The organism is Microcoleus sp. Pol12A5 (assembly GCF_036701435.1).
Classification (GTDB): domain Bacteria; phylum Cyanobacteriota; class Cyanobacteriia; order Cyanobacteriales; family Microcoleaceae; genus Microcoleus.
Genome location: NZ_JAUBQU010000001.1, coordinates 24,078 through 39,161 on the forward strand (window position 1 = coordinate 24,078; position 15,084 = coordinate 39,161).

The following is a 15,084-nucleotide window of genomic DNA, read 5'->3' on the forward strand; positions in this document are numbered from 1 at the left end:
TAAAGCATCTAAAATTCAGCCAATTCTAAGGGAAAAATTACAGTGAAGGAAGAGCCAACTCCTACTTGAGAAACTAATTCGATTTTACCTTGCAAGAGCTTGACTAATCGAGCGACAATTGCTAACCCTAAGCCGGTACTGTCAGGAATGCCAGAGCTTAGGGAGTTGTCTGCTCGAAAATAGGGTTGAAAAATCCGCTCGCAGTCTTCGGGAGCAATGCCAATTCCTGTATCTGAGACAGTTACTGTCCAATATTTATCTGGCAAAAGTTCGCTTTTTATTGTAACAGTACCGGCTGTGGTGTAGCGAATGGCGTTGCTGGTTAAGTTTGTGATAATTTGCTGCAAGCGCAAGCAATCTGTCACCACTCGCTCGTCTGAGAGATGGCACTCTACAGCTATCTCTAAACCTTTTGCTTTCGCTAAAGGCTCAATTATTTCGACAACAGTGGCGAGTACATCTGGCAGGCTGATTGCAGTTAGCTGTAACTTTATTTGTCCGGCTTCGTACCGCGAAATTTCCAGAGTATCGTTGATCAATCTCAGTAACAGTCTGCCGCTGTTGAGGACTCTATCAATATGTCCTATATTGGGAACAAAACCTTTAATTTCGGAATAGTTTTGTTGCTGGCGCAAAAACAAATCTGAGTAGCCGATAATAGAGGTGAGGGGAGTTTTTAATTCGTGAGCTAAGTGAGATAAGTTCTCTTGATTGGCGCGAACTAAGCGAGTCAGTTCTTGATTTGTAAGTTGCAATTGGTTTTGCAAATCCTTTAGTTCTTGGAATCTTTCCTGGGTAAAAGTTTGGAAACATTTAGCAATTACTTCGTCGAGGGCCGTGTCAATTAAGCGGTAAGCTCTGCTGACTTCGGCGGCAGAGGCTTTTACCAATTCTGGCTCTAAAGCCTCGAAAATTACCCAGCGCAGCAAGCGGTATTCCCGCGCAATTTCTTCGGCGTCGTAGCCTTGTTTTGCCCTGAGAGTTCCGTGTTCTAAACTTTTTTCTACGAGTGTGCGAATGTCGCTCTCTTGGGATTGGGAAAGCATAGTTACGATCGCTTGTAGTACCATTGGAACGCTGTCGCGCACGCCATTGTAGGTGAGTTCTTTAGCGGTTTCGAGTTGGTCGTCGGAGCGTACAGCTTCGATCCAGTTTTGTATAATTATGTCAATTCGATCTTGCAGCGCGAGGCTAAAGTCTCTCATGGCTCAAGTAGAGAAAGAAGTGGCCGATCGCATTTTATCTCTCTAGGTGAGTTTAATTAATTAACTTTTGGAATTTTCTCTCAACTTTGGAGCTTTGCCGATCGCCAATGGCTACTCCTAAAGACATATTGACAAAAGCAAATGCTCGTGCTAGCTTAAGTTAAATTGGCTTAAAAAGTCAAGCCTAATCCAGCACTGCGCGATCGAACCAAGCGTGTGGCTGGAGCGGAGGAACCAATTTTAGGGGCTAATTTCTACAGAATTAAAAAGCAAAGTTAAAAATTGCCAAATTTGAGTGTAATTTTTGATTTTGAAATCTAAGGAGAAGGACATCTCTCAGTCCTAGCCCGTCAGCTAACTTCGCAGGCATTGAGAAGAGACTGAAAAGCCAAATTTCTGAAAAAGATTGTTTGGCTTCGTCAGTGTCTCAGGTTGGTATTGTTCAAGATTCTTGTACCTGCCCTGACTCTGAAGGAGATTGAAATGTTCATACAGCTTAATTTATCTGCGATCGTACTTGCAGGAGTTGCAACGTGGAAGCGGGTCAAACCCGTTGTCATCCGAGATGCTGTTTTGTTGCCTGCGGCTGGTTTTTTGGGAATTCTTGGTGTGTGGTGGATTGTTGCCAGCTTCAACAGCGATTTGATTCCCACTCCCTATCAGGCGTTAATCGCTAATTTAGATTACATATTCCATCCATTTTATCAGCGCGGGCCTGGAGATTTAGGCATTGGCTGGCTGCTGCTAGCGAGTTTGCGGCGGGTGTTGGTGGGATTTTTCCTGGGTGCAGCAGTTGCGATTCCCGTGGGATTTCTGATCGGGATGTCGAAACCGGCAATGATGGCGCTCAATCCGCTGATTCAAATCTTCAAACCGGTGTCGCCGCTAGCTTGGCTGCCGATAGCTTTATCGATTTTTAATTTAGCAGAGCCGTCGGCAATTTTTGTCATATTTATCACGTCTTTGTGGCCGACAATTATCAACACAGCTTTGGGAGTTTCTAGCGTTTCCCAGGATTATCTGGATGTGGCGCGAGTTTTGGAAATCCCGCAATGGAGGCGGATTACCAAAATAATTTGGCCGGCGAGTTTGCCATACATTTTTACAGGTTTGCGGATTAGTTTAGGGATTGCTTGGCTGGTGATTGTGGCGGTGGAAATGCTGACAGGCGGTGTGGGAATTGGCTTTTTTGTCTGGGATGAGTGGAGCCGTTTGAATCTAAGTTCGGTATTTTTAGCGGTGTTGGTAATTGGCTTAACTGGATTGTTGCTCGACGCTGCAGTTGACAAAGTTCAGGAATGGGTAACGCATCGATCGGTCATTAATCATTAGTAATTAGTCATTAGCTCACGGTTATTGATGACAGACATTTAGTTATTAGCGATCGAGAATTAAATATGAGTGACAAGTTTTCCAATGAATGGAACCGCCGAGAGTTTTTTCAAAGAATGGGAGCGGCGGCGGCGGGAATGGTTTTATCTGGTTGTGGAATTAGCGCGGATCGATCGGCAAAAGGACTCACAGAAGAAGCCTTAGCCGTAAAGCCGGTAGTCGATTCCCGAACCTTAGAAAAACCCAATTTAACCGTAGGATACGTGCCCGTTAACGATTGTGCACCATTTGCGATCGCCTGGAAAAAAGGCTTTTTCCGCAAATACGGTTTAAACGTCAAACTCAACCGCGAAGCAAGCTGGGCAACCTCCCGCGACGGCGTAATCTTCGGCCGCCTCGACGCCTCCCCAGTCGTATCCGGCGCCGTCACAAACGCCCGAATTGGCGCCGAAGGAGCGCGCCACGCACCCCTGTGCGCGGCAATGACAATTCACCGCCACGGCAATGCCATGACGATGAACAAAGCTATGTGGGATTCCGGTTTACGCCCTTGGCACGAATACAACGGCAATTTGGAAGAATTTGGCAAACAATTTCGAGCTTTTTTTGACAGTCAGCCGTCGGAAAACAGAGTTTGGGCAGTGGTTCTGAGTTCTGCGATTTACGAATACTTTATCCGCTACATATCGGCGGCTGCGGGTGTCGATCCGTTCAAAGAATTTCGGGTAATTATTGTGCCGCCGCCGCAGATGGTAACGAACATCAAGATTGGCGCCATGCAGGCTTACATGGTGGCAGAACCTTGGAATACGCGGGCAATTCAAGGCAATTTGGGAGTGGGTTTTACCTTCGTGCAAGGCAAGGAAGTTTGGCTGGGACATCCCGATCGCCTTTTGGGAGTAATGGAATCATTCATTGAGGAAAATCCGAAGACTTATTACTCGTTGGTTAAGGCAATGGTGGAAGCTTGTCAGTATTGCAGCAAGCCGGAAAATCGCAGTGAAATATCGGCGCTGCTGACTGAGCGATCGTTTACGGGGGCGAGACCGAAAAAAGGGGCGATCGACAAATTTACGCGACCGGCAATAGTTGGCGACTACAACTATGGAGGGTTTGACGGAAAAGACCGCACCCTACAATCGGAAGATGCAACTATTTTCTATGACATTCCTAAGAATTTGCCTCAAATACCGGGAAATCATTCAACATTTCTGTGGCAGTCTCAGAGTATTTGGTTGATGACTCAAGCCGCTCGCTGGGGACAGATTAAAGAAGTTCCAAAAAATGCTGAGGAATTAGCTAAAAAAGCTTGGAGAACCGACATTTACCGCAAGATTGTTGCCGAAATGGGGATCGATTGTCCCCAGGAGGATTACCAAGTGGAACCTGCGGAACTTTTTATTGATAAAAAGGCATTCGATCCAAGCGATCCGGTGGGTTATTTGAATAGTTTTGAAATTCGAGCCAACCGTCCTCAGTCTTTTTTTCAGTCTTAATTTCTACATTCCTGAACGCAGAACCTCTGCGAGGGGGCGAACCTTACCGGCGCTTACCCAACCGGAAGTAAATCAAATTAACACTTTACTACTTTTTAGGAGAATACCGTGACTCAATACTTTTCTACTTCTATCGAAGCCAGCAGCCAAGTCAAGAAGCAGCCTGAATTTTTGGAAATCAACAACTTGTTCAAGTCGTATAAAAATCCTGACGGTAGCGAATTTAGCGTTTTGGACAATATCAATTTAAGTATTGGAGAAAACGAATATATTTCGGTAATCGGTCACTCGGGCTGTGGCAAATCAACGCTGCTAAAAATAGTGGCTGGTTTGGAAAAACAGAGCAGGGGTATGGTGACACTGGAAGGAAAAGAAATTCGCAAACCTGGAGCCGATCGCATGATGGTATTCCAGCACTACGGATTGCTGCCTTGGCTGACAGTGCGCGAAAATATTCGGCTTGCAGTTGATGAAGTTTTGCAAAGTCTTAGCCGTCCCGATAAGATTAGTCTTGTCAACGAACACCTAGCAATGGTAAACTTAACGGCAGCAGCCGATAAATATCCAGACGAAATTTCAGGAGGCATGAAACAGCGGGTTGGGATTGCGCGAGCTTTGGCGATTCGACCGAAAATGTTATTAATGGACGAACCGTTTGGAGCGCTGGATGCTCTAACTCGTGGCAAGTTGCAGAAACAGGTGCTGGATATCTGGGAAAATCACAGACAAGCTGCAATGATGATTACTCACGATGTGGATGAAGCTATCTATATGTCCGATCGCATTGTGCTGATGACAAACGGTCCGGCGGCGACAATAGGGGAGATTTTGTCAGTGCCGTTTTCGCACCCGCGCGATCGCCAGGAGTTGCGGGAATCGAAGGATTATTACGAACTCCGCAACTATGCTTTGAATTTTCTCGATCGCTACTTTACTCAAGACGAATAACACCCGACCGATCGACATAATAATTAACTTAAGAGAGGTTAAGCCTGTGAATCTCAAAACAATGTTAGCGCGTTTTGAAAGTGCATTGGGATACCAAAATTTAGCAGAAGAAATGGTATTGCTGCCAGAGCAAACATTACCAGTTTCTAAGAAATCAAAATCCCCAAAACAGGCAAAAACTATCAATTTTATTGTCGGTTACAACAGTTCTCCCCAAAGTCAAATAGCTCTGGATATTACCCTTTGGATGGCGCATCAAACTCGTTTAGTAACAACTAAAGAAGTCACGGTTCAAGTCGTCTACGTGATCGACGAATCGCCAAAAAGTTACGGTGAAGATAATTGCAAATTTGCTGTAGCAAATGCCTTGGTCGCACAGCAGAAAGTGTCTAATTTAGAGGAAGCATTCGCGCTTAATTGTGCAGCGCCTGCGCTGGCTTTACAAACCGAAATCCCATCGGTAGCCCAGCAAAAAACTTGGATCGATCCGCATTATTTTCGAGAAATTTTTGGTCAAAAAAATGAGTACGAGGTAGCAGATAAGTTGCTGTGGCAAGCGCGCTGTTTGGCTGAGGAGTGGCGCGGTTTATTCAAAGCTCATTTACGCATCGGGCGGGTTGCTACAGAACTGAGAAATGTGGTTGAATTAGAATCAGCCAACTTACTTTTCTTGGGCTGCGATTCGGGAAACCACTCGCTGGTTAGGGAACTAGGCAATAATTTTCCGTGCTGCGTACTCGGGATTCCTTCGGCACTCAGCTATCAGATGGAGGTTCAGCCTGAAGAAAGTTTGAGTAAGTTACAGTTGGCTACAACTATACCTGCACATTAAACTGGTTCAGCACTTACGCAAAACTATATGTAAGGTTCGCAGTGCAAACCCTACCGCTATAAATTCGCGCGCTAAACATTTTTTTGCGTAAGTTCTATGTCGATAAAAGATTAACAATAGTTTTCTCGCTCGAAGTTCCAACTAACAGACAAGTGGGACTTTTTTTGATTATTGAGATGTTTAAAGTTCCTCTTAAGGAAAAATGTCGTCACTTACCTGAGCATAGACAATTCGTTAACTAATTTTATCCTTCCCCGGCACACAGAGCGCAGCAGTCGATCGATCGAGCGTTTGTCTTCCTCAGTCAAATTTTCGTCAAAAATAGCAGCCATCAAACCATACCTATCGGCTAGAGTAATGTAGCCATTTTGATTCACTTCGGCAAACAGCTCGGCCAAAGCAGATGGAATCAGGTGGACAGGAGTTTGCATAGCGATTGAGTCTAAATTCGACGATCGCGCGATCGGGCGTTTCTGCAACAACAAAAGGCGATCGCACTATAAAAATTTATAGCTCTATTGCCTTTAAAGGTGTGACAATAAACAGCAAAATTTGTGAAGTAAATCACATTTGAAATTGGCGAATTATGATAAAGTGGGCAGGTGCGTTTTAGGGAAGACCGAGCAACTGCAAACTTAATGTTTTCTAAAGATTGAAAATCACCACTTCCTCCACAGGTTCAGCTAACTCAAACTTAAACACCCGGGAATAGAAATAGAATTCGCCGTCAAGAGTTCTTTTGATATTTTCAGCGCGGCGAAAACCGTGCTGTTCCCCTTCATAAGCAACATAAGCAACCGGCAAACCTTTAGCTTTCAATATCTCTACCATCATTTCCGCTTGATTGGGCGGAACCACTTTATCTTCTAATCCTTGAAAAAAGATAACGGGACAAGATAAACGTTCGGCGGAATGAATCGGCGAACGAGCTACATACAAATCTTTTCTTTCAGGATAAAGCCCGATTAATCCATCCAGATAGCGCGCTTCAAATTTGTGAGTATCCGTTGCCAAAGCTTCCAAATCGCTAACTCCATAATAGCTCGCACCGGCCTTAAACACATCGCGGAAAGTAAGAGCGCACAGAGTAGTGTACCCCCCTGCACTGCCTCCGGCGATCGCCATTTTTTCGCCATCAACTAAACCTTTTTCAGCTAAATATTTAGCACCGTTAGCGCAGTCGTCAACATCGACAATTCCCCAACTATCTTGCAGTCTTTTTCTGTATTCTCGGCCGTAACCAGTGCTGCCGCCGTAATTAACATCGAGCACGGCAAAACCGCGACTCGTCCAATATTGAATTTTCAAATTCATGCTACTAGAAGTAGCGGCAGTTGGGCCGCCGTGACTTTTGACGACAAGCGGCGGTTTTTCACCCGCAGGCCCTGCGAAATCTTGATTTTTCGGGGGATAGAAGAAACCGAAAGCAGTCAAATTGTTTTCCGTGGGAAACTCGATAGGTTCCGGTACAGAAAGATAACCCGGATTGATGCTTAAATTGCTCGATTGGCGCCAGATTGACAGTTGACTTGTTGCTAAATTTAATTGTACAATAGCAGTAGATTCAGTTGGCGAACTTGCAAGAAAAACCACAGTTTCTCCCCGCGCTTTGACGGAGGAAATATCAGTGTAATGCGTTTCAATTGTTGTCAACTGCTTTGTCGTTAAATCAAGACTTGCTAAATGCCACTGGCCTTGCTGAGTGTAGGTGCAAATAATTTTGCTTTCCGAGACAACGGCATAAGTAGACATTCCAAAAACCCACTGGGGAAGTCCGAATTCAGCCGCCATTTCGCACAGAGGTTCGACCTGTTGTTGTTCCCTCGGCAAGCGGGGATTGACGGTTCTATAGAAATTCCACCAGTTCGACTTGTCAGAAACAAAATACAAAACTCCATCGGGCGACCATTCCGGTTGAAAAATCGACTCCTCAACCCCGCCAGCAACTAAGTATTTTTCACCTAAAGAACCATCAGCCTTAATTTCTGCTACCCACAATTCTGTGCCATCCCACGGCATATTTGGATGGTTCCAACAAATCCAGGAAAGTAGAGAACCGTCTGGACTTAAACGAGGGGAAGCATAAAAATCATTGCCCTGAGTTAAGATTTGAATATCTTCGCCGTTATCTAAATTAATGCTAACAATAGTATTGACAGATTCACCCTCACCTGCATGGTCTTCGCGCACGCCAATCAGGCGATTTCTCTGCTTGTCAATTATCGCATCTGCATACCGAGAATTAGCAGCAGGAGTCAGAGGTTCGGGTTGAGAATTTAATGTTTGAACATAAATACGTTGGTCGGCAAAATGAGAGAAATAGACAACACCGCCAGCAACTGCAAAAGCAGCGCCGCCGTATTCGTTAACGCGAGTGCGAACATTAAAAGGATGCGGTGTCACGTCGCTGATTGTACCGTCAGGAGTGCGCCGCACGAGGACGCTTCTCCCCGCTTCCGAAGGCCTTCCCTCAACCCAGTAATTATCATCGCCGTCAATAGCAATTTGTCCCAGTCCGACAGTTCCAGAAACAATTAAATCGGAAGAAATAGGTGATTTCCAAGAGCCGTAAGGTGATACTGTATTCATATAGTTAAGGCTGTTGTGTTTGATGCACAAATAAATTTATATTTGTACTTTACACTAATTCAGTCACCGGGAAAGCAAAATGTCCAAAAAACTCGTACTAATGGATCACGACGGTGCAGTTGACGACTATCTCTCTGTCGTATTGCTGATGACAATGGAGGAAGTCGAAACTCTGGGAGTAATTGTAACTCCTGCGGACTGCTACATTCAACCGGCGGTGAGTGCAACACGCAAAATCCTCGATTTGATGGGGCGTTCAGAAGTTCCGGTGGCGGCGAGTACGGTGCGGGGACTGAATCCATTTCCGGTGTTATTTCGGCGAGATTCCTTTGCAGTCGATCGACTTCCCATTCTAAATGAAAAAGGAACCATTGACACGCGGTTAATATCAGAACCCGGACAAAACTTTATGGTGCGAGTTTTGCAAGATGCAGCCGCACCAGTCACATTAATGGTAACGGGGCCGTTAACAACAGTAGCGCAAGCTTTAGATATCGCGCCAGAAATTGAAAGCAAAATTCAAGAAATTGTCTGGATGGGAGGCGCCCTCAATGTTATCGGCAATGTTAGCAAAGATATGGAACCCGGACAAGATATGTCGGCGGAATGGAATGCTTACTGGGACCCGATAGCAATCGAGAGAATTTGGCAAACCCAAATTCCCGTTGTCATGTGTCCTTTAGATATCACCAATAATGTACCGCTAACTGTAGAATTTTCCAATCTCTTAGCAAGACAGCACAAATATCCAATTTCCGACTTAGCAGGACAGTGTTATGCCCTAGCAATATCTCAAGATTACTATTTTTGGGACATTTTGGCAACCGCTTATTTAGCGCATCCAGAATTTTACCAACTGCGAGAATGGGAAACAGAAATTATTACCGAAGGCATCAGCCAAGGACGCACAAAAGTTAAAACGGGAGGGCGAAAAATTCAAGCAATGGATCAAGTAGACACTGCCAAATTTTACAACTACATATTACAACAGTGGGCGCGGTAAAAATCACAATATCTGCTAGAAGCGACCAAAATCTCCGTACAAAACCCGCCCTGACACAAATATTAACCTCCTCTTCTCTTCCCTCTCTTCCTCTGCGCCCTCTGCGCCCTCTGCGGTAAAAAAAATCTCAACTCCCAAGTGCAAAACATCAAAAAATGCTGCCACCTCTATCAATCATCCCCTTAGCCCAAACCCCTCCCGCACCTCAAGAAATAGTCCAAATCCAAGAAGTACGACCTCTCCCCGGACAGTTAGACAACATACCAGTATTTAACAGCAACAGTCCTGAATTAGTGCTGCAAGAAGGAATTTTGCTTTCAACATTTCCTCCGGATGGTAAAAGATTTCCGGCGGCACATTTAAACTTTGCCTTTCAAGGACGTTTCGACATATTTGCCCACCACATAGCCCGCGCACCTTCCCCGGAAGATTTGCGAACCTTGTATCAAGGAGTAATTGTTTACAATCCGGGCAATAAACCTGTAAAAATAGATATATTGCAAGCTGCGAGTTATCTCAGTCAACCCGATGCACCTTTTATTGAATTGCCGCCGCAAGTCGATAATTCAAACAGTAATATTTACGCTGGGCCCGGAAGCCGCGCTGTGAATGATATTTTGAGAGGAAGGAGACAGTCAGAGTTTGGGCCTGGGTTAATTATTCCACCGGGAAAAAGCCAAATGTTGATGAATCATCCGATACCGGTGCGGGGATTGGTGCCGCCGCTAAACGGTCGATCGACCTTGATGCGGTTGCGGAGCGATGGTATAGTCTATGTTGCCAGTCTTGCGATGTTTGCCCCAGTTGACGCACAGGGAAACGGACAGGGAAACGAGCGATCGCCTAATTTAGCAGAATGGCAAAACTTATTAGACAATGGTAATATAGCCGGGCCGCGCGATCGAGTTCCCACACCGCCCGAAATCACCGAAGGTCAAATAATTTACGGTCGAGTTGCCGGTGTAGCATTAGGTTCAGAATGGCGATCACTTCTCTCCGACAACCCCGCCACATCAAACCTAGCAATTCCCCAACCCGGAACAGCATTTTCCTATCCATTAAGCAGCCTCCCGCGCGGAATGCTGGGCACAAATCAAGTGCAAAGTGCGAGGATGCTAGTCCGCTACCCAGATACAGCATACCGCGCCCACGGCAATTACGGAATTCAATACAGTCTCAGCTTGCCACTGTACAATTTTACCAGCAAGAATCAAACTGTAACTGTCGCAATTCAAACTCCAATTAAGACAGACAAATTAACTTCAGGAGGACTTAATTTTTTAGAACCTCCGGCACCTCAAACTTTTTTTAGGGGAACGGTTCGAGTGCGGTATAATGATGACAGTAAAGTGCCTCAAACTCGCTACGTGCATTTAGTCCAGCGGCGGGGACAGCAGGGGGAACCTTTAGTACAATTAGAGATGAAATCGGGAGAAAAGCGACTTGTAGAAGTGGATTTTATTTATCCACCCGATGCGTCACCGCCGCAAGTTTTGACAGTAAAAACCCATTAAACTTGAGCTGCTGCTACTGCTAGGCATACGCCTACAAATACAATACGCAATTAAAGATTTGTTTTTATTTTGGGGCGGCGCATAATTAATTTGTCCCTAGTGGGTATCGGCAAAAAAAGATGAAGTTCTCAAAAAAATTCTGGATAGTTGCTTGTTTTGTGTACGTTTTAATTCTTCTCAGTATTATGCTTTTAGCAGGTACGGGGAAATTACTCAACTTTCCTCTCGCTCATCCGCCTTATGACAAACTAGGTCACTTTATTTTGTACGGAATAGCATCTTTTTTGTGCCATAGAGCAACAGGCAAAAAAAAGATCAATTTGTTTAATTATTCAATTCCTTTCGGTTCCGCAATTTTTACTATGTTCACTGCTGCAGAAGAAATGCTGCAAGCCATTTTACCAAATCGTACTGCTAGTATTGAAGATTTTTTATATAGTTTTTGGGGGATTGCAGTTTTTTATTGGATTGGAGAAGTTTGGGATAGAACAAAAGGGCATTGATGATATAGAAGGAAGTTCGGCAACGAATTCTGTAACGAATGTAACGGATGTCAGGAAGAAGGTAGTTCGGCAACGAGCAATGTACCGGATGTAACGGATGTCAGGAAGAAGGTAGTTCGGCAACGGATTCGCTTTCTGAGGATGTAACGGATGTCAGGAAGAAGGAAGAAGGAAGTTTCTAGAGTGCAGAATGCGAACCTGTTGACGAGTGTCAACAACTTTTTTTTACTGGTGACTCTGCCCGCACGGGTTAATAGATATGTATACCACAAACGGGAGCAACTGTCAATACGCTGGCGGCTGCTACCGCAGTGAAAATTTAATTTTTTTTGAAATTGTTTAACATTAGCAATTTACCGAGATTTCCCATCTGGACAATGTGTTTGAGAGCCTTCAATCACTCTCTTCCAAAAAAGTTTGTACTCGACCGCTTGGTCGCAAAACAACTCTAATTTTCGGGTTTTTGCCATTAGAAACGGCAGAAACAAACGGCTCGCCGACTAATGGCATATTAGCTTGCTCGATATAATCTGCTGCTGCTTTTCCCATCGGCACAATACTTTGAACTGACCCATTTTCATCGATCAGCACGCTGTATTCCAAAGTTTGTTCCATTCCTTCTGGAGGCTTCCAGCGTTCCTCAAAGTAAGTTCTAGCTTCTGAAACTTGAGGAATTGTATCAAATAAAGTGCGGTTTTTTTGGCTAGCGGCAGCCTGGTTGTTGTCCTCGGACTCGGTGGTTGGTTGATCGTCCTCAAGGGGTGGGAGTTCGGTACTGGCGGGGGGGACAATCGGCTCGATGGGGCTGGGGAAGGGCTGCGGCGGGGGAACGGGAAATCGGGAAGCCGACAGCGAGGGCGGCAGGGGGGGCGGTACGGCGGGAGCTAGTCTCGGCGGTAGGGGGGGCAGCACGTAGGGTACTGGTGCGGGTGCTTGGGGGGGGGAAATGGGTGGTTCTTCGGGGGCGGGAATAGTGATCGTTTGCCCTTTAGGGAAAGCTGGGGCGCTCTGTGGGGCGCTGGCTGCGCTGCCGTTGGGGGGAAATAGCAGGGGTGGCTGCTGGATGGGGCTGGGTCTGTTGGTGGGGGGATTTGGGGCGAGGGCGATGGGGGGCAAGCTGGGGCTGGGGGAGGCGGCGGTGTTGATGGGCGGGGGCGGCAGGGGCGGTAAAGTGGGTGTGGCGGCGGGTGTTGGTGCTGGGGGTGTCGGTAGGGCGGCAACAGGACTGGGGGAGACGCCGGCAGCTAACTGGGGGTTTCCTGGATCGGGGGCTGTGGCGGTTTGGGGGGAGGTGGCGGATCGATCGAGCATTTTGATAGTTCCTGTCGTCAGGCCAGCGCTGGCGACCAGCAATGCTGCCACCTTGAGCCAGGGTGAGGACAGCGGCCGTTGAGACTCGCGGTTGAGGTTGGGAAGCGCCATCACTTCGGCGGCGCAGTCATCTAGTGCTGTGGCCAAGTCAAACAGTTGCAGCGTGCTCAATGGAACTACTGGCCCAGATTCTGCTGCGCTCAAAGAGCCTAAAAACAAGTTGTGGGCGAGCAAGCCGCGCGGTTCTAAGCGGGGGGGAACCGGAAGGTAGGAAGTTGGGAGAGAGTAGGGGTTGGAATTTGCTAGTTCGGAAGTGTTGACGGCTCGATCGAATATAACGGCATTACGCGCGACTTCTGGCGAGTCTGGGCCCGCAGGGATACGGCCGGTTTGAGAGTTGAGGTTGCTTTCCCAATCGCGGGATTCGCCGAGCAAGTTTTGGACGTAGTTGCTGACAGCTTCGTGGAGGGTTTCGAGTTGAATTCGATCGCCCCTGAGAGTAACGTGTTGGGTATCAGGCAGCCTGGGGTCGTCGAGTCGCAGCTCGAAACTTAAAGATTTAAACACCGGTTGGCCCGCCCAGCGAGATAGAGGCGAACTTTTGGCTGTAATTTCCAGCGTGCAAGTGGGGGGCGTGTACCGTTTGAGAACCATAGCAGGAAGGAAGAAGGAAGAAGGAAGAGGGAATAACTATGTTTTATCTGATATTTTGCAGCATTCTTAACAAGCTTTTTTAGCAACAGGCAAGATGCCTGTTCCACAATAAATAAATTTTCTGGTGGAACAGGCATCTTGCCTGTTCCCGATGTTTGTGATTCTCGTTCCCATTATGCTTAGCCTAATTCTTAGCGCGGTCTAGAAGAGCCAGCCAGAGGCGACGGTGGCCGCCGGGACTGCTGTAAAACAGCAAATCGATCAGGAGTTTGAGGGCCAAATCACTCAGTTCTCGGGCCGATAAGTTTTCTGCATCTTCCATGCGCGAGCCATAAGTGTTGCTGAACCTGTCAATATAATCTCCCAGCAAAGCGATTGTGTGAGGTTCGCGGTTTTGCTCGGCCATTTGTTCGAGCAAAGCAACAGCGCGGCGGATTAAAGCTTGGTGCTGTTTTGCCAAATGACAGCTTATCAAAACTAGCGATCGAGCTTCCTCCACATCTAGTTTTTTGCGCCCTCCGTGGCCTTTCCGCAGCGGGTTAGATTGGCGCAGCCGCCACAAAGCTACCCGATCGGCTACCATTGGCTCTAAATTCAGTTCGGCTGCTACCTTGAGCATCGCCTCTGAGCCAATTTCTGCCAGTGCTTCTAGGGCTAACAGCACTAAATCCAGTTGGGCTTTAATGTTGTCCAACTGAGTAGGTTCTGGTGCTTTTTGGGTCAATTCTTCCCAGTTGGGAGATGGGCCCCTTTCGTTTGTGGGAGCGGAGGACTTTACGGTCGAGCGCATGGCTTCAGCACGGGAAATTAAGACTGGTTGAGGCAGGATATCAAACAGTATGCAGTGATTGAAGCTTTGCAGCCTGTGGGCAACAGCACATCTGTTAATTTTTCTCCATAGCTCGTTGCTTTGATTCCGGCAATCCTAACTGCTGGACGGAGTTGCGGGTGAAAAGTTGCGGTTTCAAGTTCGATCGATCGCAATCCGCAAAACCCAGAGATTTTCACCCCTAACCATCCTACGCCACACAGTGACCGAAATCAAATCAGTGCTTTGAAACTATCGGGCCTTATATCAATGCAAATATCCTAGCGCTCTCGAATGCTACTTATAGTCTGTCGCTACTTATAGTCTGTCAGATTATAGTTGTGATTGCTTCATCTGGCGCCATCTATGGATATTACGGAGCAATTTGGTAAAAAAGTTAGACATTTCAGAAAGCTCAGAAATCTTTCCCAAGATCGGCTTGCAGAACTATCTGAATTACATCGCACCTATATTGGTTCAGTTGAACGAGGTGAAAGGAATATAACCCTGCTTAATGCCAGCAAAATAGCCAAGGCATTATCAGTTAGCCTAGCTGAGCTGGTAATTGATGATGACTGAAAGAAGACTCGAGCAAATTTTAGCAAGATACCAAAACTCATTTACCGAAAAAATTTATGCAGAAGAGAATGAAGAACACGATATTTTAATGGATGTGTTTGGTATTTCTCCAATAAGAAAAAAATAAAATAGGCAATATTGGGGACGTGAGTTAGGTATGTGTTGGCAATTGTTAGTTACTGAAACGTGTAAAACATTTTGCAGTAGTTTTCAGCCAGCATTTAAAGTTGGAAGCGATGAGCCGTGCGATCTGATTGTTGATGGGTACGCAATAGATACAAAATATCGTATTGGCTCAGGAGATTCTGGA

General features: G+C 46.2%; 14 protein-coding genes and 1 riboswitch. Of the genes, 8 read left to right on the plus strand and 6 right to left on the minus strand.

Annotation, left to right across the window (positions count from 1 at the left end):
- Positions 1 to 8: 8 nt before the first annotated feature.
- Positions 9 to 1,205 carry a sensor histidine kinase gene (locus QUA45_RS00110; protein WP_333094960.1) on the minus strand — a complete coding sequence of 399 codons (1,197 nt, stop codon included), beginning with the start codon at positions 1,203 to 1,205 and terminating at the stop codon, positions 9 to 11.
- A gap of 171 nt (positions 1,206 to 1,376) precedes the next feature.
- Positions 1,377 to 1,589: riboswitch (cyclic di-AMP (ydaO/yuaA leader) on the plus strand.
- A 99-nt stretch (positions 1,590 to 1,688) separates the two neighbouring features.
- Here QUA45_RS00110 and ntrB point away from each other — a divergent pair.
- The 4 genes from ntrB to QUA45_RS00130 all read left to right on the plus strand — a co-directional run bounded on the left by ntrB (position 1,689) and on the right by QUA45_RS00130 (position 5,813).
- Positions 1,689 to 2,537 (plus strand): nitrate ABC transporter permease, encoded by an 849-nt coding sequence (ntrB, locus tag QUA45_RS00115; protein WP_333094957.1) that lies wholly within the window; start codon positions 1,689 to 1,691, stop codon positions 2,535 to 2,537.
- 65 nt (positions 2,538 to 2,602) lie between these two features.
- A complete protein-coding gene (locus tag QUA45_RS00120; RefSeq protein WP_333218809.1) occupies positions 2,603 to 4,033 on the plus strand; it encodes an ABC transporter substrate-binding protein in 1,431 nt (476 codons plus the stop codon).
- 108 nt (positions 4,034 to 4,141) lie between these two features.
- The gene (locus QUA45_RS00125; RefSeq protein WP_333094952.1) at positions 4,142 to 4,981 is read left to right on the plus strand and encodes a nitrate ABC transporter ATP-binding protein; all 840 of its coding nucleotides are present in this window, start codon (positions 4,142 to 4,144) and stop codon (positions 4,979 to 4,981) included.
- Between the two features lie 46 nt (positions 4,982 to 5,027).
- Positions 5,028 to 5,813 carry a universal stress protein gene (locus tag QUA45_RS00130; RefSeq protein WP_333218811.1) on the plus strand — a complete coding sequence of 262 codons (786 nt, stop codon included), beginning with the start codon at positions 5,028 to 5,030 and terminating at the stop codon, positions 5,811 to 5,813.
- A gap of 212 nt (positions 5,814 to 6,025) precedes the next feature.
- On the opposite strand, the gene QUA45_RS00135 is transcribed toward QUA45_RS00130, so the two are convergent.
- Together QUA45_RS00135 and QUA45_RS00140 are read right to left on the minus strand one after the other, a co-directional pair.
- Complete coding sequence (locus QUA45_RS00135) at positions 6,026 to 6,244, minus strand: hypothetical protein (protein ID WP_333066921.1); 219 nt, start codon at positions 6,242 to 6,244, stop codon at positions 6,026 to 6,028.
- A 214-nt stretch (positions 6,245 to 6,458) separates the two neighbouring features.
- The gene (locus QUA45_RS00140) at positions 6,459 to 8,402 is read right to left on the minus strand and encodes a S9 family peptidase (RefSeq protein ID WP_333218813.1); all 1,944 of its coding nucleotides are present in this window, start codon (positions 8,400 to 8,402) and stop codon (positions 6,459 to 6,461) included.
- 79 nt (positions 8,403 to 8,481) lie between these two features.
- Here QUA45_RS00140 and QUA45_RS00145 point away from each other — a divergent pair, with 79 nt between their 5' ends.
- From QUA45_RS00145 to QUA45_RS00155, 3 genes are all read left to right on the plus strand, one after another.
- Positions 8,482 to 9,405 (plus strand): nucleoside hydrolase, encoded by a 924-nt coding sequence (locus QUA45_RS00145; protein ID WP_333218814.1) that lies wholly within the window; start codon positions 8,482 to 8,484, stop codon positions 9,403 to 9,405.
- A 155-nt stretch (positions 9,406 to 9,560) separates the two neighbouring features.
- Entirely contained in the window at positions 9,561 to 10,919 is a 1,359-nt protein-coding gene (locus tag QUA45_RS00150) for a DUF3370 domain-containing protein (protein ID WP_333218816.1), read from the plus strand.
- 119 nt (positions 10,920 to 11,038) lie between these two features.
- Positions 11,039 to 11,422: a VanZ family protein gene (locus tag QUA45_RS00155; RefSeq protein WP_333218818.1), complete on the plus strand. Its 384-nt coding sequence runs from the start codon at positions 11,039 to 11,041 to the stop codon at positions 11,420 to 11,422.
- 393 nt (positions 11,423 to 11,815) lie between these two features.
- Here QUA45_RS00155 and QUA45_RS00160 read toward each other — a convergent pair whose 3' ends face one another.
- The 3 genes from QUA45_RS00160 to QUA45_RS00170 all read right to left on the minus strand — a co-directional run bounded on the left by QUA45_RS00160 (position 11,816) and on the right by QUA45_RS00170 (position 14,395).
- Positions 11,816 to 13,387, minus strand: coding sequence for a DUF4335 domain-containing protein (locus QUA45_RS00160; protein ID WP_333218820.1), 1,572 nt, complete (start codon positions 13,385 to 13,387; stop codon positions 11,816 to 11,818).
- Between the two features lie 184 nt (positions 13,388 to 13,571).
- On the minus strand, positions 13,572 to 14,177 hold the full coding sequence (locus QUA45_RS00165) for a DUF3038 domain-containing protein (protein WP_333218822.1): 606 nt from the start codon (positions 14,175 to 14,177) through the stop codon (positions 13,572 to 13,574).
- Between the two features lie 17 nt (positions 14,178 to 14,194).
- Positions 14,195 to 14,395, minus strand: coding sequence for a hypothetical protein (locus QUA45_RS00170; protein WP_333218824.1), 201 nt, complete (start codon positions 14,393 to 14,395; stop codon positions 14,195 to 14,197).
- Positions 14,396 to 14,561: 166 nt separating this feature from the next.
- Between QUA45_RS00170 and QUA45_RS00175 the strand changes: the two genes are divergently transcribed.
- The gene (locus QUA45_RS00175) at positions 14,562 to 14,774 is read left to right on the plus strand and encodes a helix-turn-helix transcriptional regulator (RefSeq protein WP_333218825.1); all 213 of its coding nucleotides are present in this window, start codon (positions 14,562 to 14,564) and stop codon (positions 14,772 to 14,774) included.
- The last annotated feature ends 310 nt before the right edge of the window (positions 14,775 to 15,084 follow it).